This is a genomic window from Pseudomonas taeanensis MS-3 (genome assembly GCF_000498575.2).
Classification (GTDB): domain Bacteria; phylum Pseudomonadota; class Gammaproteobacteria; order Pseudomonadales; family Pseudomonadaceae; genus Aquipseudomonas; species Aquipseudomonas taeanensis.
In genome coordinates this window covers 430,459-449,592 of record NZ_AWSQ01000004.1, presented here as the reverse complement: position 1 = coordinate 449,592, position 19,134 = coordinate 430,459, and the positions used below count along the sequence as shown (strand labels likewise).

The window sequence follows — 19,134 nt, the reverse complement described above, 5'->3', positions numbered from 1 at the left end:
GCATCCTAGAACACTAGCTCCGTACTGAGATACAGCCGTGTCGTTCATCGTAGTTATTTCCAGCCGGGCCAACGGCTCGTCGTCCAGCTCCTTGTGGGCAGCTAACCCAGCTAGCACTACAAGAAAAATGGCGGGTGGCAGGTGTCAGGCAACAGGCTTGTTCGCGCTAAAACGGTGCGCATGTTAACCGAGCTGTGTGGCTTTACCAGTCAACTGCGCACACTGTGGGTTATTTGTCTTGGCCCGCATGGATATGGGCTTGGAACGGGCTAAAGGCTGGCCGCGTTGCTTACGCTCCGTATAATGAGTGCATAACGCCATTGTGAATGGCCCAATTCGGACTCGTTATGACTGAGCAGCAACCCATCGCCGTCCTGGGCGGCGGCAGCTTCGGCACCGCAATTGCAAATCTACTGGCAGAGAACAATCAGCGCGTGATGCTGTGGATGCGTGACCAGCAGCAGGCTGAGGCCATTCGCCTCACCGGTGAGAACCCGCGCTACCTTAAAGGCATCAAAATTCATCCTGGCGTCGAGCCCGTCACTGACCTGCAAGCCACCTTGAGTGCCTGCCAACTGGTGTTTGTTGCCTTGCCTTCCAGTGCCCTGCGTCAGGTATTGCAACCACTGGCCGAGCAACTTAGCGGCAAGCTGTTGATCAGCACCACCAAAGGCATTGAGGCGAAGAGCTTCAAACTGATGAGCCAGATACTCGAGGAAGTCGCCCCGCAGGCGCGGGTCGGGGTTCTGTCCGGACCTAATCTGGCACGGGAAGTCGCCGAACACGCGCTGACTGCCTCGGTGATTGCCAGTGAAGATGAGGAGCTGTGCCTGCGCGTACAAGAGGTGCTGCACGGCCGCACCTTCCGCGTGTATGCCAGCGGCGACCGCTTCGGCGTGGAGCTGGGCGGGGCGCTGAAGAACGTCTATGCAATCATCGCCGGCATGGCCGCGGCGTTGGGTATGGGGGAAAACACCCGCAGTATGCTGATCACCCGTGCGTTGGCGGAGATGACGCGCTTTGCCGTACAGCTGGGCGCCAACCCGATGACCTTTCTGGGGTTGGCCGGGGTTGGCGATTTGATCGTCACCTGTTCGTCAGCCAAGAGTCGCAACTACCAGGTCGGCTATGCCCTGGGCGAAGGCTTGAGTCTGGACGATGCAGTGGAGCGCCTGGGCGAGGTGGCGGAAGGGGTCAACACCATCAAGGTGCTGAAGGCCAAGGCTGAGGAAATAGATGTCTATATGCCATTGGTTGCCGGGCTGCATGCCATTGTGTTTGAAGGCCGCACCCTGGACCAGGTTATCGAAGCGCTGATGCGTGCCGAGCCCAAGACCGATGTCGACTTTATTCCAACTACGGGTTTTTAACCCCGTGCCAACGCGTTATCAGGGAGAGTGTCATGAGCGAACAGAATAAAGAGTTGGAGCGCGAGTCCATCCTGCTGCGGATTCTCTGGATGGTGCTGTTCACCATTGTCTGGCAACTGGCTGAGGTTGTGCTGGGGGCCGTGGTACTGCTGCAACTGGGCTATCGGCTGTTCTACGGTGCGCCGAATGCCGGTTTGCTCGGCTTTGGCGACAGCCTGAGCCAATACTTGGCGCAGATTGGCCGTTTCGGCACGTTCAACAGCGATGAGAAACCGTGGCCGCTTGCCGACTGGCCAACCCCTCAGCCGCCACAAGGCGAGGCGGCGCATGCGGTGCCGCCGGCCGCGCACCCTGTGCGTGACGAAGAACCTAAGTTGTGAGTGCCGTACAGTGAAACTCTGGCTGTTGCGTCACGGCGAAGCACAGGCTCAGGCGCGCAGCGATGCCGAGCGTGAACTGACCGCACATGGCCAGGCGCAGGCTCGCCAGGCGGCGAGCCTGCTGCAAGGTCGCGCGCTCGGCGCGATCATTGCCAGCCCCTATGTGCGAGCCCAGCAAACCGCCACGCTGGTGCGCGAGGTGCTGGGTTTCAGCGGTGCTATACAGACGGCACCCTGGTTGACGCCTGATAGTGATCCGCGTGAGGTGTTGGCCCAGTTGGCTCGTTTCGATAGCGGCGAGCTGCTGCTGGTGAGTCATCAGCCTCTGGTCGGGGCCTTGGCGGGGCTGTTGATCAACGGCCACCGACAACAACCGGTAGCCATGAGCACCGCCAGCCTGGCTGAGCTGGAGGGTGATGATCTGATCGCCGGCCTGATGGATCTGCGCAGTCTGGTCCACCCCCATCACTGAACGAAATAGCGCTACACAGCGAAACATTTCTTAACTTGCGGCTCACCTTTGTGCGTGGAATAGTCAACCAAGCAATTGCTTGGTTGACCCCCATAAGAACTACAAAGGAGGAAGCCCTGTGGCTAATGCGATTCGTTTGCCGCTGGAAGTGTTTTACGAGCGCGAGACCCGTCATCCGAATAAACGCTACATGGTGCAACCTCTGCCGGATGGACGCCTGCAGGAGTTGAGTTGGGCCGAAGTCGGCGAGCAAGCACGCCGCGCCGCCAACTGGTTGCGCAGTCGAGAGCTACCGCAAGGCAGTCGCATCGCGATCATTTCGAAGAACTGTGCCCACTGGATAGTCGCCGATCTGGCGATCTGGATGGCTGGGCACGTATCGGTGCCACTGTATCCGAACCTCACCGCCGAGTCGGTGCGCCAAGTGCTTGAACACTCCGAAGCAGTGCTGGTCTTTGTCGGCAAGCTGGATGACTGGCCAAGCATGGCACCAGGCGTTCCCGACACGCTTCCCAGCGTTGGACTGCCGTTACGCCCGCACGCTGAATTCAGCTACCTGTGGGATGACCTACAGGCCTGCACGCCGATTCAGGATGACCCGAAACCCGCGGGCAATCAGCTCGCCACCCTCATCTATACCTCTGGCACCACCGGCACGCCAAAGGGTGTGATGCATCACTTCAGCAATCTGGGTTTCGCCGCCAGCCACGCCATTGAGTTGTTTGGGGTCAGAGAAGAAGACCGGGTGCTGTCCTATCTGCCGTTGTGTCATGTGGCCGAGCGCATGTTTGTCGAGCTGGCGTCCATCTATGGCGGGCAGACGGTGTTCTTCGCCGACAATCTGGATACATTCCTCGAGGATCTCAAGCGCGCGCGCCCGACGGTGATATTCGGCGTGCCGCGTATCTGGACCAAGTTTCAAATGGGTGTGTACAGCAAAATGCCGGCGGAAAAGCTCGATTTCCTGCTCAAGCTGCCGTTGCTCGGTCGTCGGGTGGGTAAGAAAGTCTTAGCCGGGTTAGGCCTGGATGCCGTGCGCTATGCGTTATCCGGTGCCGCCCCAGTGCCCGAGGCTTTGCTCAACTGGTACAAGCGCCTGGGCTTGAGTGTGCTCGAGGTGTATGGGATGACCGAAAACTGCGGTTATTCGCATGTCTGTCGGCCGGGCAAATACAGGCAAGGCTGGATCGGTCAGAACAGCCCCGGCGTGGAGGTGCGGATCGCCGCAGATGGCGAGGTACAGGTCCGCAGCGGCGCTACCATGCAGGGTTATTACAAGGAACCGGAGAAGACTGCGGAAGCCATCACCGAAGACGGTTTTTTACGCACCGGCGATAAGGGTGAGCAGGACGCCGAGGGTAACCTGCGCCTGACCGGGCGGATCAAGGAAATCTTCAAGACCAGCAAGGGTAAGTATGTGGCTCCGGCACCGATCGAGAACCGTCTGGCGGTGCACCCACGGATTGAGCAGGTCTGTGTGGTCGGCGATGGTCTGGTAAAGCCGATGGCTCTATGTGTGCTCTCGGACATCGGTCGCCAAGAGGCTGCCAACGGCACGCGTGGCGAGTTGGAAAAGAGCCTCAAGGCGCTACTCGCCGAGGTCAATGCGAGCCTCGACAAGCATGAGCAGTTGCATGGGCTGGTGCTGGTCAAGGACGCGTGGTCGGTAGACAACGGCTTCCTGACGCCAACCCTGAAGATCAAGCGTAACGTGGTCGAGGGTGCTTACGGTCCGCGCTTCGCCGAATGGCAAGCGCATCATGACGCGGTGCTTTGGCACTAATGACTTGAGCTTAGGCCCTGAAACGCCGTAAGCGGAAACTCAGCCTGCGGCGGTCTTGTGCTGGCTGCCCCTATTGATCTATTCCAGAAAGGACTTCCCATGAGCCTGTGGCGGCAAATTCCGAATATCGAACAGCTCAATGCAACTTTGAGAAACACCATCGGCGAGCAGCTGGATATTCGCTTCGAGTCCTTCGATGCAGAGTCCATCAGCGCGAGCATGGTGATCGACCCGCGAACTCATCAGCCGTACGGCTTGCTGCACGGCGGCGCCTCTGTGGTGCTGGCGGAAACCCTCGGCTCGACCGCCAGTTTCCTGTGTATCGATACCAGCAAATTCTATTGCGTCGGCCTGGAGGTGAACGCCAATCACCTGCGCGGTCTGCGTAGCGGGCGAGTCACGGCAGTGGCGCGGCCGGTCCACCTGGGCCGCACCACCCATGTCTGGGACATTCGCCTGAGCGGCGACGATGGTAAACCCAGCTGCATCTCGCGCCTGACCATGGCCATTGTGCCACTGGGCGATAAGCCCTTGCCGGCGCATTGAGTCTTCCCCTCGGAGCACATGCCAGCCTGAGGGGAGGGCAGGCTGGCGTGCTACCCATAACCTTTGGCCATAGTGCCTTCATTCACTGGCCGCTCTGTCATTGCCGCATGGGCACCGCTGCCGGACAATCCCCAGGTCTTCTTCTAAAAGTTCGCCTCCATGCCTCAGTCTGTGTTTTTCGCCCACGCCAATGGTTTTCCTTCGGCCACCTACGGCAAATTGTTTTCGGCTTTGGCGCCCGAGTATGGGGTGCAACATTTGCCGCAGCATGGCCACGATCCGCGCTTTCCGGTGAATGATAATTGGGCCAATTTGGTAGATGAGTTGCTGCATCACCTCGAGCAGTGCGACGGCCCGGTATGGGGCGTCGGCCACTCCCTCGGCGGAGTGCTGCATTACCACGCGGCCCTGCTCCGACCCGAGTTGTATCGTGGTGTGGTGATGCTCGATTCGCCGGTGTTGACCCTGGCTGACCGGATCGTCATTCGGGCCGCCAAACGCTTTGGTTTTATCGACCGTATCACCCCGGCCGGCCGCACGCTCGGCCGGCGTGAGGAGTTCAGCGACCTGGTCGAGGCGCGGCGCTATTTCGCCGGCAAGACCCTGTTCAGCCGCTTCGATCCCGAATGCCTCGACGCCTACGTGCAACATGGTCTGCAAGACAGTGGCGAAAACCTGCGCCTGCGTTTCGATGCCGCCACGGAAATCAGCATCTATCGCAACGTGCCGCATACCAGCCCGGGTCGACCGCAACATCTACAAGTGCCGCTGGCCATGGTGCGCGGTCGGCACAGTCGAGTGGTGCTGCCGCACCACAGTCGATTGATTCGGCGCATGCCCAGAGGCGAGTACCTGACCCTGCCGGGCGGGCATATGTTCCCGCTTGAACGCCCACAGGACACCGCCGAGTTACTCAAGTCGCTGTTCAAACGCTGGGCTGGCCAGCAGCCTGCCGAGGAGTCCGCATGAAAATGGCGTTTGAAGAAGTGCGCCTTAGTCTGCCGCATATTGAGCTGGCCGCGCACCTGTATGGCCCAGAGGATGGCCAGCCGGTCATTGCTTTACACGGTTGGCTGGATAACGCCGCCAGCTTTGCCCGCCTTGCGCCCAAGTTGCCGGGGCTGCGCATTGTCGCCCTGGATTTTGCCGGACATGGTCATTCCGATCACCGTCCCGCCGGCGCCAGCTACGCGATCTGGGATTATGTCCACGATGTCCTGCAGGTGGCCGAGCAGTTCGGCTGGCAGCGCTTCTCTTTGTTAGGGCATTCCATGGGGGCCATTGTCTCGGTGCTGTTAGCTGCCGCGCTCCCCGAGCGGGTCGAGCGTCTGGCGCTGATCGACGGGTTGATTCCTTACACCGGTGAGGCGGACAGTGCGCCACAGCGGCTGGCTGAAGCACTCAAGGCGCAAATGGCGTTGGCCGGAAAGCGGAAGCCGGTGTACGCCGAGTTCGAGCGGGCGGTCGAGGCGCGCATGCGCGGCGTTGGCGCGGTCAGTCGCGAGGCGGCCGAGTTGCTCGCGCAGCGCGGTTTGATGCCGACGCGTGGTGGCTACACCTGGCGCACCGACAGCCGTTTAACGCTGCCCTCGCCTATGCGACTGACCTATGCTCATGCCATGGCGTTCGTCGAGCAACTGCAGTGCCCGGTCAACCTGGTGATGGCGGAGCAGGGCATGCTCTTGGCGCAGCCCAGGTTTGATGAGTTGCTGGCTAACCGACCGATCATCCAGAGTCGTTTACCGGGGGGGCACCACCTGCATCTGGACGATGAGGATGGTGCGCAGTTGGTAGCAGACTGTTTCAATAGTTTCTTGCGCCCGTCTTGACTTGCCGGAGGCAACTGCGGAAGGTTGGGCTCAATGGAATGGAGAGCCCTATGATTGATCTTTACACTGCTGCGACCCCCAATGGCCACAAGGTGTCGATCGCCCTGGAAGAGCTCCAGTTTCCGTACAGCGTGCAAGCACTGAGCTTTGACAAACGTGAGCAGAAAGCTGCAGATTTTCTGAGAATCAATCCCAACGGGCGTATTCCCGCCATCGTCGACCGTGACAATGGCGACTTCGCCGTGTTCGAGTCGGGCGCGATCCTCATCTATTTGGCTGAATTGAGTGGGCAACTGATGCCGCACGATAGCAAAGGCCGCTCATTGGTCATGCAGTGGCTGATGTTCCAAATGGGCGGCGTCGGCCCGATGCAAGGGCAGGCCAACGTGTTCTTCCGTTACTTCCCGGAAAAACTGCAAGGTGCCATCGACCGCTACCAGCATGAAACCCGACGGCTTTACGAGGTACTGAATTCACGTCTGGGCGAAGCCGAGTACTTGGCCGGCGACTACAGTATTGCTGATATAGCCACGTTTCCCTGGGTACGCATCCATGACTGGGCGGGCGTTTCCCTCGAGGGCCTCGAGCATGTGCAACGCTGGGTCGCGGCGCTGGAGCAGCGTCCGGCGGTACAGCGCGGCTTGCTGGTGCCGCGTCGGGAAGAGGATGAAGAGCAGCTGGTCAAGGCCGCTCAAACGATGTTGATTCGATGAGGCCGTGCATGCGTTGGTTCAGTCTGTTTAGTGGGGTTTTGCTGAGTGGCGTGGTGCAGGCGGCAGAGCCAGCCGGCAGCCGCGATCTTGAGGTACTGCCGCGGTTTCCCGGAAGCAAGATAGTTGCCTTCAGCGAAGAAGCTGAGCAGGAGAGGCTCTATCCGCAGGGGACTATCCGTCGTATCAGTGGCCGCTTGCGCTACGAGTACGAACTGCCGCTACAGGGGCAGTTCACCTCGGTGACCTATGAGTTACCGAAAACCCACTCGGCCGATGAGGTATTCACCGTCGCCCGCGAGGCCCTGCAAGCGCAGGGTGCCGAGTTACTGTACTGGTGCCAGGGCCGTGAGTGCGGCGCGAGTAGCCTGTGGGCTAACGCGGTATTTGGCAAATCGATCCTCTATGGTTCCGATGATCAACAAGCCTATGTTCTCATGCGCCTGCCTGAGCCTCGGCAGGACAGCGTGCTGGCGCTCTACAGCATCACCCGGGGTAATCGTCGCGCTTACCTGCATGCCGAGTTGTTGGCTGCCAGCGCCCCGCTGCCCGAAGTGTTGCCAACCCCGGCCACCTTGCTGCGTCAGTTAAAGAGCAGTGGCGAATTGCGCTTGCCCAAACAGGTCGAACCGACCCCCCCCTGGGCCACCTTGCTGGCGCGTAGTCTCAACCTCGATAGCACCTTGCGCGTCAGTCTGGCCGGCGTGCAGGCCGAAGCCTGGCGTGAGGCCTTGGTCGAGCAGAGAGTGCGGGCTGCGCGACTTGAATTGGGTGATACAGAGTCTGCGGGCCTGCGCATCAGCGTGCTGCGTTAACCTGGCAGCCTGACTGATAATGTCGATGTAATCCCCAAAGTGCCGGCTTGCCGATAGGTGCGCCGGCCGGTTCGCTTACCGCGTTCTGCCCGTTAGGGCTGTCTGTCTCTTTATCTGCTGGAGCCGTATGAATGTTCAATAACGACCGCTTGCTGGTGCAGATTCTGCTCCTCGGGCTACTCGGCGCTAGCCTGTGGGTGCTCGCGCCGTTCTGGTCGGCATTGTTTTGGGCGGCGGTGCTGTCTTTCGCCAGTTGGCCGCTGATGCGCACCCTGACGCGCTGGCTGAAAGGCCGCCAAGCCGCTGCTGCGGCCTTGTTGACCGCCGGCTGGACCGTGTTGGTCGCGGTGCCTTTGGTGATGCTTGGCTTCAACCTGGCCGATCATGTTCGCGAAGCCACCGCCTTGATCAAGAATTTGCAGGTCGCCGGTTTGCCGCCACCGCCGAGCTGGCTTGAGGGTGTGCCATTCGTGGGTGAGCGTCTGCTGGGGTTGTGGCAGACCATCGATCAGCAGGGCGCTGCGTTCTTCGATACCGTGCGCCCTTATCTCGGCCAGGTCGGCAACTGGCTGTTGGCGCGTAGCGCTCAGGTCGGCGGCGGCATGCTGGAGCTGGCCTTGAGCCTGATTCTGGTGTTTTTCTTCTACCGTGACGGTCCGCGGTTGGCCGCATTTGTGCACAGCCTGCTGGAGCGTTTGATTGGCGGTCGCGCCGAACATTACCTGGAACTGATCGCCGGCACCGTGCAACGAGTGGTCAATGGGGTGATCGGTACGGCTGCGGCCCAGGCTCTGTTGGCCTATATCGGCTTCATGATCGCCGGCGTGCCGGGTGCTCTATTACTGGGGTTGATGACCTTTGCCTGCAGTCTGATCATGGTCCCGCCACTGATCTGGGGCCCCGCTGTGCTGTGGCTGTTCTGGCAGGGTGAAGTGGGCATGGCGGTATTCCTTGCCGTATGGGGCTTCCTGGTGATCAGCGGGGTCGACAATATCCTCAAACCTTATCTGATCAGTCGCGGCGGCAACTTGCCGCTGGTGGTGGTCTTGCTCGGGGTGTTTGGTGGGATTCTGGCTTTCGGCTTCATGGGTTTGTTCCTCGGCCCCACCGTGCTTGCCGTCGCCTACAGCCTGCTGAGTGACTGGGTGGCGGGTAAAGCGCCGCCAGCTGAGCCTGCATCGGAGGAGCAAGTGCGCTGATGCGAAGGACAGTGCCGGGTTCAAACGCGGCTGCTAAACGGTTTATTGTCGCGTCGCTGGGATGTTGAAACTTCCTATATGCGCCGTGATTACCAAACTGACGAGTGCGGCCCCGTCCATTATCACGCTCGTCATGCTTGCGGCGAAACGAGGGCGGGTGGGCACGATCGAGGCCAGCAACTTGGCGATCCTGCAGGGTGAGGGCATCAGTTCCAGCCTGCATTACGCCAGCGGCCAAGTGACAGTCCCAGGCAAATCAATGGCGGTCGAACAGTTCGTTCCCACGCTCATGGCAAGCGGAGATGGCTGGGATGAAAGGTGATGTCGAGGAAATGGCGGGCTAATGGTATTGAGCGAAGAGTGCTCGACTCCTGCTCGGCGTTTATCTGGATATGACGGCCAATCGAACTTTCTAACGCATCGATTGGCCGCTTTGTTTCATGCCGATAGATTGAGCCGGCTGCCAATGCTGGTTTGGTAGCCGGCATTGCTCTGGTATTGCTTGAGCAGTTTGGCTATCAGCCCTGAGTCGTTCTCTTCCTGGTTTGTGCGCCTGCTTGGGGACTGTGCAACGCTATCAAGCAGGCTGCTCAGTTCATCCGTGCTGACACTACTGCTGCTGTCAGTATCCAGTTGGTTGAACAATTCTTCACTGTTGCTGCGGTTTTGTGGAGGCGGTGGCGGCGGAGCTAGAGTGGCCATTTCATCGATATTCAGACCGCCATCACCATCGGCATCCAACGCGCTGAATAGACTGGATATGTCACTATTAGCCTGTCCGGCAAGAGCCGTTAGCTCATCCAGCTCGATGCTACCGTCACTATTAGTGTCCAGCTGAGCGAACATCTCTTCTGGATTTTGGCTGCCAGGGCCACCTGGCGGCGGCGGAGGTGGAGCCATGGCGGCCGTTTCTTTGCTATCCAGGCTACCATCGCCATTGGCATCGAGTTGGCTGAATAGCTCGTCGATATCAATGGTCAGACTGGTGTCGCTTTCCTTGGCCGCTGTGAGAGCGCTGTTGAGTTCATCTTTGGCCACGCTACCGTCGCCATTACCATCGAGAATGCTAAACAGTTTTTCCTGGATTTTCGCCGGGCCTCCAGCATCGCCACCGCCACTGCTGACGGAATTGCTGCGCTGGGTGCTGGCGAGTGTCGAGTTGTAGCTATAGCTCGAGTAACTGCTGACACCACTTATCATTGGAGCCACTCCTACAATTGGAATGCCGGAGAGGGTTCTCCGGTCATGCCAGCTTCAGGTCGCTGTGTGTCAGGAGGATGTGGTCTTTGTATCGAAGTTTATACACGCCTTAGTAGCGGCACTGGTGTCGACATTAGTCGGGGGCTGATTAGTCAGCGTGGTAGGCGGAGAATGGCGGTCAGGCCGCTGCCGGGTGTCGTCTCCAGCGTTATGTCGCCGCCCTGGCGTCGGGCTGCTTCACGGGCGATGGTTAATCCCAAACCGACCCCTCCAGAGCTGCGGTTGCGCGAGCCCTCGATACGAAAAAATGCCTCGAATACCGCTTCGCGCTGTTCCGGAGCAATCCCCTGGCCATGATCGCGCAGCCATATTTCGACGTGCTGGCGATTGTCATGAAGTTCGATTTCGGCATGGCCGGCATAGCGCAGGGCATTTTCCAGCAGATTGCTGACACATGAGCGCACGGCCATTGGTTGTGCATGAAAGGGCAAACAGTTGCCGCTGACTGTCACGTCAGCGCCGCGATCCTGGGCATCCTCTGCCATGGATTCCACCAATGCTTGCAGGTCAAGCCACTGCAGAGCTTCGCTATTACGCTGCTCGTGCAGGTAGCTGAGCGTGGCATCGAGCATGCGGATCATCTCGTCCAGATCCTGGCCCATGCGGGTGCACAGGTGAGGGTCGGAAATTTGTTCAATTCGCAGTTTGAGGCGCGCCAGTGGCGTACGCAGGTCATGGGAAACTGCTGCGAGCATGCGCCCGCGCTGTTGCATCTGCTGGCGTATGCGTTGCTGCATCAGGTTAAAGGCGTAGGCCGCTTGTCGCGTTTCACGCGGTCCGGTTTCCGGTAGAGGGGGGCTGTCCAGATCGTTGCTGAGGCGCTCTGCAGCGTCAGATAGCTGCTGGATCGGGCGGCAGAGTAGTCGCGCGGCAAACCAGGCTGCCACGATCAACGTCAGCAACTGAAAAGCCAGCGGTATCAGGGGGCCGCCAAAGCTCGGAGGTGGTGGCCGCATATGTTCTCGGTGTTCCATGTTGGGTGGCGGCGGTGGAGGACGTGGGTGGCCGTATTGGTTGAACCAGATGAATGCCAGTGCATGTGCCAGCAGGATAGCCAGTAGAAAAACACCAAACAGACGAGCAAATACGCTGTCGGCCCGGCGCATCAAGCAATCTCGCGGGCGTCGAATAAGTAGCCTTCTCCGCGTATTGTTTTGATCAGCTGTGGTGCCTTGTGGTCTTCTCCGAGTTTTTGCCGCAGGCGTGAGACCAGCAGATCAATACTCCTGTCGAAAGCCTCGATGGAGCGCCCCCGGGCTGTGTCTAGCAGTTGTTCACGGCTGAGTACCCGCCTGGGTCGCTCGAGGAAGACCCAAAGCAGGCGAAACTCGGCGTTGGACAGTGGAACCACCAAGCCGTCTGGAGATTGCAGTTGGCGCAACACCCTGTGTAGCTGCCAGTTATCGAAGTGGATGGTGTCCCGTGGCTCCTGGCGAACCGGGTCGCGGTCATCACGCACGCGGCGGAGGATGGTTTGGATACGTGCAACCAGCTCACGCGGTTCGAATGGCTTGGCCATATAGTCATCCGCGCCCAGTTCCAGGCCAATGATACGGTCAGCCGGTTCGCAGCGGGCGGTGAGCATTAGAATCGGGATGTTCGATGCGCTGCGTAGCTCGCGGCACAGGATCAAACCATCTTCGCCGGGGAGCATGAGGTCGAGGATGATGACGTCGAAATGACTCTGTGCCATGGACCGGCGCATGGACTGGCCATCACCGACCGCCTCACTGTCGATATTAAAGCGGGTCAGGTAGTCACCCAGGAGTTCGCGCAGCTCCAAGTTGTCGTCGACGATCAAGGCTCGGGTCGAACGGGGGCGCAGCTCATGCGCATTTAGGGTTTCCAACGAAATAGGGCTCCAAAGGCGTCAGAGTGATGGGCGAGAGGTATGGCGCGCTAGCAGACTGCCCTAGAGCAGGACCAGTCGATGCCATGCTCAAGGCTTAGCGTATCAACAAGGTGTCAGCAGTGTATCCAGACTGATACACACGCTATTGAACCCGTTAATCGACAGTAATTTTCGCGAGTATAAGGCCCCATAAGAGGCCTTTAAACATGACTGGCTGCTTGGCGGGTGGGTACTAAGTTACCTTGCTTAGCGATGCGGGTGCCCTCGTCAGTGATCACCGCGCTCGTACTTGTCCAATGTATCGCGGGCGATCTGGCGGCCGAGCATGATCAGCTCTGGCGCGCGGTAGAACTCGAAGAACCGGCAGGCGCGTTTGGGCACGTTGATCAAGATGTCTGGCGGGTAGCCGGCAATCTTGTACTGAGCCAGCGAGGTCTGCATGACCTCGAAACTCTGGTTGATCAGCTCCAGCAAGGACGCCGGGCCGCTCATGTCTGCGACTCGCGAGCCGCTGGCGGACTTGGTCGCAGCAGCACTTTCCGTTGAGTCGGCAGACTGCCGAGACTCCGCTGCAGCGGCATGCTGTTGCTGGCTATGAGCCTCCACGACCGGGCTGGCGATCTCTGCCTCCTCCATCAGCAACAGCTCATCGTCTTCGCCCTGCTTGCGCCGGAACGAGGGCAGGCGTGAGCCAAGAGAGGTCATCAACAGGTCGAAGCGGCCTTTCAGTGCCGGTGGTCGTTCGATGACCGGCAACTGGTAATGCCGCTGGTTGTTCGAGTTGAGGTTGACCGCGATAATCAGGTCGCAGTGGCTTGATACCACCGGTACGATCGGCAAGGGATTGAGCAGGCTGCCGTCGACCAGCATGCGCTTGCCCTGGATTACCGGGGTGAACAGGCTGGGAATCGCCGCCGAGGCGCGCATGGCCTGGTGCAGGCAACCTTCCTGGAACCAGATCTCCTGTTGGTTGGTCAGGTCGGTGGCCACCGCCGTAAAGGGAATCCGCAGGTCTTCGATATTGATCTCGCCGAGGATCTCGCGAATGTGACCGAAGACTTTCTCGCCGCGAATGGCACCGAGGCGAAAACTCACATCGAGCAGGCGCAGCACATCGAGATAATCCAGGCTTTCGATCCATTCGCGGTATTGTCTGAGCTTGCCGGCCGCGTAGATACCACCGACCACCGCCCCCATGGAACAACCCGCGATGCAGGCGATGTCATAGCCACGCGCTTCCAGCTCTTCAATTACGCCTATGTGCGCATAACCCCGCGCGCCCCCCGAACCCAGGACCAGTGCTACCCGTTGAGCCATTTATTAATCCCCCGTAACGCATTGTTTTATCAACATACGCGCGCCAGTCGCTGGCGCCAAGACGGCATTTGCTAGAATGCCGCCGCCTGTCGACCAGTTAAGTGAGATTTCATGAGCGAGCCCATCCGTTTGACCCAGTACAGCCACGGCGCTGGCTGCGGTTGCAAGATTTCCCCCAAGGTGCTGGATGTGATTCTGGCCGGCAGCGGTGCGCAGAATCTCGACCCCAAGCTGTGGGTCGGCAATGCCTCGCGTGACGATGCGGCGGTGTATGCCATTGATGGCGAACGCGGCGTGGTCTCGACCACCGACTTCTTCATGCCGATTGTCGACGACCCTTATGACTTCGGGCGGATCGCCGCGACCAACGCGATCAGCGATATCTATGCAATGGGCGGCGATCCGCTGATGGCCATCGCCATTCTCGGCTGGCCAGTCAACCTGTTACCCCCGGAAGTAGCCCGGGAAGTGATTCGTGGCGGCCGCGCCGTGTGTGACGAAGCGGGCATCCCGCTGGCCGGCGGGCACTCCATCGATGCCCCTGAGCCGATCTTCGGCCTGGCCGTCACTGGCCTGGTGGAGAAACGCCACATGAAACGCAACGATACCGCGCAAGCGGGCAACAAGCTGTACCTGAGCAAGCCGCTGGGGATCGGCATCCTCACTACCGCCGAGAAAAAGGCCAAGCTGCGCGCCGAAGACGTCGGTCTGGCACGCGACTGGATGTGCACCCTGAACAAACCCGGTAGCCGCTTCGGCAAACTCGCCGGGGTGACCGCGATGACGGATGTGACCGGCTTCGGCCTGCTCGGCCATCTGGTCGAGATGGCCGATGGCAGCGGCCTGACCGCGCAGATCGAATTCGCCAAGGTGCCGCGTCTGGGCGGTGTCGACTATTACCTGGAGCAGGGCTGCGTACCCGGTGGCACTCAGCGTAATTTCGACAGCTACGGCGAAAAGATTGCGCCCCTGTGCGAAGCGCACAAACTCTTGCTCTGCGATCCGCAAACCAGTGGTGGCCTGCTGATCGCGGTGACGGACGACGGCGAGGCGGAGTTTCTCGCGGTCGCCAGCGAACTGGGGCTGGCCTTGCAACCCATCGGCCAGATGCGCCAGCGACAGGGTTTTGCGGTCGAGGTGCTGTGATGCGCGACAACAGCAACGATTACCGCAGCATCTTCCTCCACGACACGCCGATGATGGACGCGCGCGCCCCGGTTGAATTCGCCAAGGGCGCTTTTCCTCACGTGATCAATTTACCGTTGATGGACGACATCGAGCGGCAAAAGGTCGGCACCTGCTACAAGCAGCAGGGCCAGCAGGCAGCCATTGCGCTTGGCCACCAGTTGGTCAGTGGTGAAACCAAGGCCGCGCGCATCGAGGCTTGGGCGACCTTTGCCCAGGCTAATCCTGACGGCTACCTGTACTGCTTTCGCGGCGGCCTGCGCTCGCAGACTGTCCAGCAATGGCTGAAAACCGAGGCGGGTATCGACTATCCGCTGGTACTGGGTGGCTACAAGGCAATGCGCAGCTTCCTCTTGGAGACCACTGAGCAGGCAGTCGCACAATGTGATTTCGTGCTGGTAGGTGGCATGACCGGTACCGGCAAGACCGAGGTGATCGCTCAGCTCGATAACAGCCTGGATCTGGAAGGGCATGCCAACCATCGAGGCTCCAGCTTTGGCAAGCGCGCCACCGCGCAGCCGCAGCAGATCGACTTCGAGAACGCCCTGGCCATCGACTTTCTGAGAAAGCGAGCAACGGGTATCCAGCAATTTGTGCTCGAAGATGAAGGGCGCATTATCGGCAAGTCCTCGTTGCCCTTGGAGCTGTATCAGGGCATGCAGCACTTCCCCATGGTCTGGTTGGAAGACAGCGTGGAAGGGCGTGTCGAGCGGATTCTCAAGGATTACGTGATCGATCTGTGTGCCGAGTTCATCGCCTTGCACGGCGAAGAGTCAGGTTTCAAGGCGTTCGCCGAGCGCCTGCAACAGAGCCTGAAAAATATCCTCAAGCGTCTGGGCGGCGAGCGTTATCAGCGCTTGGCGGCGATCATGGATCAGGCCTTGCTGGAGCAAGAGCGTTGCGGGGAGGTTGACCTGCACCGCGGTTGGATCGAGGCACTGCTGATCGAATACTACGATCCGATGTATGCCTACCAGCGTGAGAGCAAAGCGGGGCGTATCGAGTTTGTTGGCGAACAGGGCGCGGTGGTGGAATTTCTGCGTCAGCGAGCCCTGTTATAACGGGCTGGCACTTTTCCACCTTATACGCGTCATACTGAGTCACAGTACGTGGTCATTTATCCATTCGAAGGGTATGAAATATGAAAGCCTGGATCTGCTTGCCGCTAATCGCTTTGTTGCTGGCCGGCTGTGCCGGTAAAACCGTCTATCGTGACAGCTGTGCCAATCAGCTGGATGCCGCCTGGCAAGAACTGGATCTGGCCAAGGCGGAAGGCTTTGCCGGCACTGTGAGTTACTCGAAGGCCTTGTCGCTGCTCACCGCGGCAAAGACCCAGCAACAGTTCGAAGCCTATAAGGGCTGCACCAGCAAGGCTGAGCGGGCGCGCTTTTATATTCGTGAATCGCGCGCGGGGCGTTGATGCAACTCGATTTCAGTACCCTGACACCACTGGATGCTTACCGTTGGCTCGCGTCCACTGTGACCCCCAGGCCCATCGCCTGGGTGTCCAGCGTGTCTGCAGACGGTATTAGCAATCTCGCGCCCTTCAGCTTCTTTCAGGTGATCAGTGATGAGCCGCCGACGCTGATGGTCAACGTTAATACACGCGCTGACGGTGGCCTCAAGGACACCCTGCGCAATGTGCAAGCGACCGGGGAACTGGTGATCCAACTGGTGTCCTACGCTCAAGCCGAGATGATGAACGCCAGTGCCGCGGCGTTACCGCATGGCGTTAGCGAGTTCGAGCGTTGCGGGATTGCCAGCCTGGCTGGCGAGCGGGTTGCGGTACCGCGTGTGACCGGAGCCGCAGTGGCGTTCGAGTGTCGCTTGGCTGAAGTCCAGCCCTATCCACGTCATGCGCCCAACAGTCACCTGATCTTCGCCGAAGTACTGCTCGCCCATCTGGACGATGCAGTACTCAACGAGAAAGGCCGGATCGACCCATACAGCCTCGATCTGGTCGGGCGTCTGGGCGGAACGTCCTACACCCGCACCCGCGATACCTTCGAGATGAGCCGCCCAGGCTGAATCTACCCTGAATTCCTCATGTGCCTGTTGGCCAGCTCGATTAGACCAAGGTGGAAGAACTGGGCGGCTGCAAGCGTGGTCCCCACCTGCTACTGACCATTGCCTGATTGTCTCCTCGGTTATTCCGTTACAGCAGTAAATATTTCACTTTGCCTGCATTAACTTTTCAGTAACCGAGTCGATAACCCAAAACAGTGAGCTAAAAGCGACGTTCGATTAGTTGAAAACACCATTTCTCTAGTCGGCGAGCTTGTTCTCGGTACAGCTGTGCTCATATGTTGCTGACTGAGATTCGGGCGACATGAGGCCGCTTGGTAGTTATCTTGGCAAAGGGGTGGAAAGTATGTGGAAAGTTCTGCAACGACGCGTCGCCAGTCTGAGCACGGCAAAGAAACTGGCCTGGGGTTTCGGGGTCGTGCTAGCGCTCACGGCGGTGGTTGCTGCCACTGGCTTTTCCGCACTGCGTGATGTAGGTCAGCGTTCGGCACTGCTGGAACGGATGAGTTCGATCAATAGCCAAGTGCTACAGATCCGCCGTAGCGAACAGGACTTTGCCCTGACCGGCGACATGAAACACGCCAAGCTGTTGCACGAACAGGCTCAGGCCATTCTCGAACGCAGTACGGCCTTGCAGGCCGAAATGCCCGCAGACGAGCGCCCGTTACTGGATGAGGTGGCGGCTGCGGTTGCCGAGTATCAGGCGGCGTTCGACCGTTATGTAGAGCAGACCGACAGCATGAGCTTGTCCCTGGATGCGGCCAACTGGTTGGTGGTCAGCTCATCCAACAGTCTGGACTTGCTTAAGGACGGCTTGTCGGAAGACGGTGTCGACCTGCTTAAAAGCAGCCTGGGCGAAGAAGGTGCCGAGTCGGTAGCTCAGGCGGGTCAGATCAGCACCATTCATCAATTACTGCTGGAGGCGCTCGATCAGGCGCGGGTGCTTCTGGAGCAGAGTCGCCGGTCAAGTGAAGCCGCGCAGACTGAGATCAAACAAGCCCGCGATGCGCAGAAGCTGGCCAGTGAACTGCGTGATGCCATGAGTGATCCAGGTTATTCCTCGGTGCTGGGGGACGTCATCATCGGCATCGACTCTTTTAACGAACGTCTGGCCGAGTACACGCGTCATCTGCAACAGCAGAAGCAGGAACATGCCCAGCTGGTTGTGCAAGCCGAGAGGATTGTGGCGCTGGTGGGTGAGGGTTACGCCAAGCAGAGGGCCGGCATGGAGGCCCAGTTACAGACCAGTACCTGGCTGATTCTCCTGGCAGCGGCACTGGCATTGGTGATTGGTCTATTGGCCACCTTGACCATTACGCTGTTGATCGTGCGTCCGCTGAAGCAGGTGATTCAACATGCCCGCAATATCGCCGATGGCGACCTCAGCGTGGATATCGAGGTGCAACGCACCGATGAAGTGGGGCAGCTGCTGGCAGCCATGCAAGCAATGTCGCTCAGCCTGCGTGAAATGGTCGGTCGTCTGCAGGGCGGAGTGACGCAGATTTCCGCCTCGGCGCAGTCGCTGTCAGCAGTGACTGAACAGACCCGTCAGGGAGTCAATGGACAGAAGGCGGAAACCGATCAGGTGGCCACCGCGATGAGCGAGATGACGGCCACCGTGCATGATGTGGCGCGCAACGCCGAGGCTGCCGCCGGCTCTGCTGCAGAGGCAGACAAGCGGGTCATCAGTGGTACCGAGGTGGTGCGGCAGACGTTGGCGCGGATTAACCAGTTAGCCGCCGCGATGGCCACTACAACTCAGAGTATTGAACAGCTTAGCGAAGACGCTCAGCGCATCGACTCGGTGTTGGATGTGATCAAGAGCGTGGCCGAACAGACCAACCTGCTGGCTCTCAACGCTGCGATCGAGGCGGCTCGTGCCGGTGAGCAGGGTCGTGGTTTTGCCGTCGTTGCCGATGAGGTGCGCGCCCTGGCCAAACGCACGCAACAGTCCACCGAGGAAATCGAGGGGCTGATCGCTACCCTGCGTGAAGGTGTGCGCCGCTCGGTCGAGGATATGAGCAAGAGCGGTACGCTGGTAGAGCAGACGGTGCAGGATGCCAATCAAACCGAGGGCGCGTTGACAGGTATTGCCGGTTCGGTGACGCAGATATTCGAGATGAACCAGCAGATTGCGGCGGCTGCTGAACAGCAGAGTGCAGTGGCGGAAGAGATCAGTCGCAGTGTCACCTTGATCCGCGATATCGCCGATCAGTCTTCCACAGCCATGGATGAGTCTGCCGGTTCGAGCATCAGGCTGGCGGAGCTGGGCGTTGAGTTGCAGGGTATGGCAGGGCATTTCCGCCTCTGAGGCGGGTTTTCCTCACAGTTTCATGAGTAAAGGTTACAGGGCGCTTTGCCCGCTTCGCGCTGGCCAGTAGCATCGACCCA

The 19,134-nt window shown here is 59.5% G+C and carries 20 protein-coding genes and 1 pseudogene; 17 read left to right on the top strand and 4 right to left on the bottom strand.

The window, feature by feature from the left end:
- Positions 1 to 347 precede the first annotated feature (347 nt).
- The 11 genes from TMS3_RS15690 (at position 348) to TMS3_RS15640 (ending at position 9,426) form a co-directional block, all read left to right on the top strand.
- Positions 348 to 1,370 carry an NAD(P)H-dependent glycerol-3-phosphate dehydrogenase gene (locus TMS3_RS15690; protein WP_025166234.1) on the top strand — a complete coding sequence of 341 codons (1,023 nt, stop codon included), beginning with the start codon at positions 348 to 350 and terminating at the stop codon, positions 1,368 to 1,370.
- Between the two features lie 32 nt (positions 1,371 to 1,402).
- Complete coding sequence (locus TMS3_RS15685) at positions 1,403 to 1,750, top strand: DUF4389 domain-containing protein (RefSeq protein WP_025166233.1); 348 nt, start codon at positions 1,403 to 1,405, stop codon at positions 1,748 to 1,750.
- Positions 1,751 to 1,760: 10 nt separating this feature from the next.
- Positions 1,761 to 2,222: a phosphohistidine phosphatase SixA gene (gene sixA, locus TMS3_RS15680; protein WP_025166232.1), complete on the top strand. Its 462-nt coding sequence runs from the start codon at positions 1,761 to 1,763 to the stop codon at positions 2,220 to 2,222.
- A gap of 118 nt (positions 2,223 to 2,340) precedes the next feature.
- Positions 2,341 to 4,005, top strand: a complete 1,665-nt coding sequence (locus tag TMS3_RS15675; protein ID WP_025166231.1) for an AMP-binding protein — start codon at positions 2,341 to 2,343, stop codon at positions 4,003 to 4,005.
- Between the two features lie 99 nt (positions 4,006 to 4,104).
- Complete coding sequence (locus tag TMS3_RS15670) at positions 4,105 to 4,551, top strand: hotdog fold thioesterase (RefSeq protein ID WP_025166230.1); 447 nt, start codon at positions 4,105 to 4,107, stop codon at positions 4,549 to 4,551.
- Between the two features lie 159 nt (positions 4,552 to 4,710).
- The gene (locus TMS3_RS15665; RefSeq protein WP_025166229.1) at positions 4,711 to 5,520 is read left to right on the top strand and encodes an alpha/beta fold hydrolase; all 810 of its coding nucleotides are present in this window, start codon (positions 4,711 to 4,713) and stop codon (positions 5,518 to 5,520) included.
- Positions 5,517 to 6,380, top strand: coding sequence for an alpha/beta hydrolase (locus TMS3_RS15660; protein WP_025166228.1), 864 nt, complete (start codon positions 5,517 to 5,519; stop codon positions 6,378 to 6,380). Before TMS3_RS15665 ends, TMS3_RS15660 begins: the two co-directional genes overlap by 4 nt.
- Before the next feature lie 50 nt (positions 6,381 to 6,430).
- Positions 6,431 to 7,093: a glutathione S-transferase family protein gene (locus tag TMS3_RS15655; protein WP_025166227.1), complete on the top strand. Its 663-nt coding sequence runs from the start codon at positions 6,431 to 6,433 to the stop codon at positions 7,091 to 7,093.
- An 8-nt stretch (positions 7,094 to 7,101) separates the two neighbouring features.
- Entirely contained in the window at positions 7,102 to 7,905 is an 804-nt protein-coding gene (locus TMS3_RS15650; protein ID WP_025166226.1) for a DUF4892 domain-containing protein, read from the top strand.
- A gap of 131 nt (positions 7,906 to 8,036) precedes the next feature.
- Positions 8,037 to 9,104 carry an AI-2E family transporter gene (locus TMS3_RS15645; protein ID WP_025166225.1) on the top strand — a complete coding sequence of 356 codons (1,068 nt, stop codon included), beginning with the start codon at positions 8,037 to 8,039 and terminating at the stop codon, positions 9,102 to 9,104.
- 61 nt (positions 9,105 to 9,165) lie between these two features.
- The gene (locus TMS3_RS15640; protein ID WP_025166224.1) at positions 9,166 to 9,426 is read left to right on the top strand and encodes a hypothetical protein; all 261 of its coding nucleotides are present in this window, start codon (positions 9,166 to 9,168) and stop codon (positions 9,424 to 9,426) included.
- A 116-nt stretch (positions 9,427 to 9,542) separates the two neighbouring features.
- On the opposite strand, the gene xopAW is transcribed toward TMS3_RS15640, so the two are convergent.
- From xopAW to TMS3_RS15620, 4 genes are all read right to left on the bottom strand, one after another.
- Positions 9,543 to 10,304 carry an EF-hand domain-containing protein gene (gene xopAW, locus TMS3_RS15635; protein WP_025166223.1) on the bottom strand — a complete coding sequence of 254 codons (762 nt, stop codon included), beginning with the start codon at positions 10,302 to 10,304 and terminating at the stop codon, positions 9,543 to 9,545.
- 152 nt (positions 10,305 to 10,456) lie between these two features.
- On the bottom strand, positions 10,457 to 11,473 hold the full coding sequence (locus tag TMS3_RS15630; RefSeq protein WP_152985512.1) for a sensor histidine kinase: 1,017 nt from the start codon (positions 11,471 to 11,473) through the stop codon (positions 10,457 to 10,459).
- Positions 11,470 to 12,213 carry a response regulator gene (locus TMS3_RS15625; RefSeq protein WP_025166221.1) on the bottom strand — a complete coding sequence of 248 codons (744 nt, stop codon included), beginning with the start codon at positions 12,211 to 12,213 and terminating at the stop codon, positions 11,470 to 11,472. Before TMS3_RS15625 ends, TMS3_RS15630 begins: the two co-directional genes overlap by 4 nt.
- A gap of 270 nt (positions 12,214 to 12,483) precedes the next feature.
- Complete coding sequence (locus tag TMS3_RS15620; protein WP_025166220.1) at positions 12,484 to 13,533, bottom strand: patatin-like phospholipase family protein; 1,050 nt, start codon at positions 13,531 to 13,533, stop codon at positions 12,484 to 12,486.
- A gap of 111 nt (positions 13,534 to 13,644) precedes the next feature.
- Between TMS3_RS15620 and selD the strand changes: the two genes are divergently transcribed.
- From selD to TMS3_RS25990, 6 genes and pseudogenes are all read left to right on the top strand, one after another.
- Positions 13,645 to 14,679, top strand: a complete 1,035-nt coding sequence (selD, locus tag TMS3_RS15615) for a selenide, water dikinase SelD (RefSeq protein ID WP_025166219.1) — start codon at positions 13,645 to 13,647, stop codon at positions 14,677 to 14,679.
- A complete protein-coding gene (gene mnmH, locus TMS3_RS15610; protein ID WP_025166218.1) occupies positions 14,679 to 15,779 on the top strand; it encodes a tRNA 2-selenouridine(34) synthase MnmH in 1,101 nt (366 codons plus the stop codon). Before selD ends, mnmH begins: the two co-directional genes overlap by 1 nt.
- Before the next feature lie 80 nt (positions 15,780 to 15,859).
- Positions 15,860 to 16,138: a hypothetical protein gene (locus TMS3_RS15605; protein ID WP_025166217.1), complete on the top strand. Its 279-nt coding sequence runs from the start codon at positions 15,860 to 15,862 to the stop codon at positions 16,136 to 16,138.
- Positions 16,138 to 16,746, top strand: coding sequence for a flavin reductase family protein (locus tag TMS3_RS15600; RefSeq protein ID WP_025166216.1), 609 nt, complete (start codon positions 16,138 to 16,140; stop codon positions 16,744 to 16,746). The genes TMS3_RS15605 and TMS3_RS15600 overlap by 1 nt, the downstream gene beginning before the upstream one ends.
- A 301-nt stretch (positions 16,747 to 17,047) precedes the next feature.
- Positions 17,048 to 18,199, top strand: a pseudogene (locus TMS3_RS25995) (HAMP domain-containing protein); the annotation flags it as partial.
- Positions 18,182 to 19,054 carry a methyl-accepting chemotaxis protein gene (locus TMS3_RS25990; protein ID WP_407691622.1) on the top strand — a complete coding sequence of 291 codons (873 nt, stop codon included), beginning with the start codon at positions 18,182 to 18,184 and terminating at the stop codon, positions 19,052 to 19,054. The pseudogene TMS3_RS25995 and the gene TMS3_RS25990, both read left to right, overlap by 18 nt.
- The last annotated feature ends 80 nt before the right edge of the window (positions 19,055 to 19,134 follow it).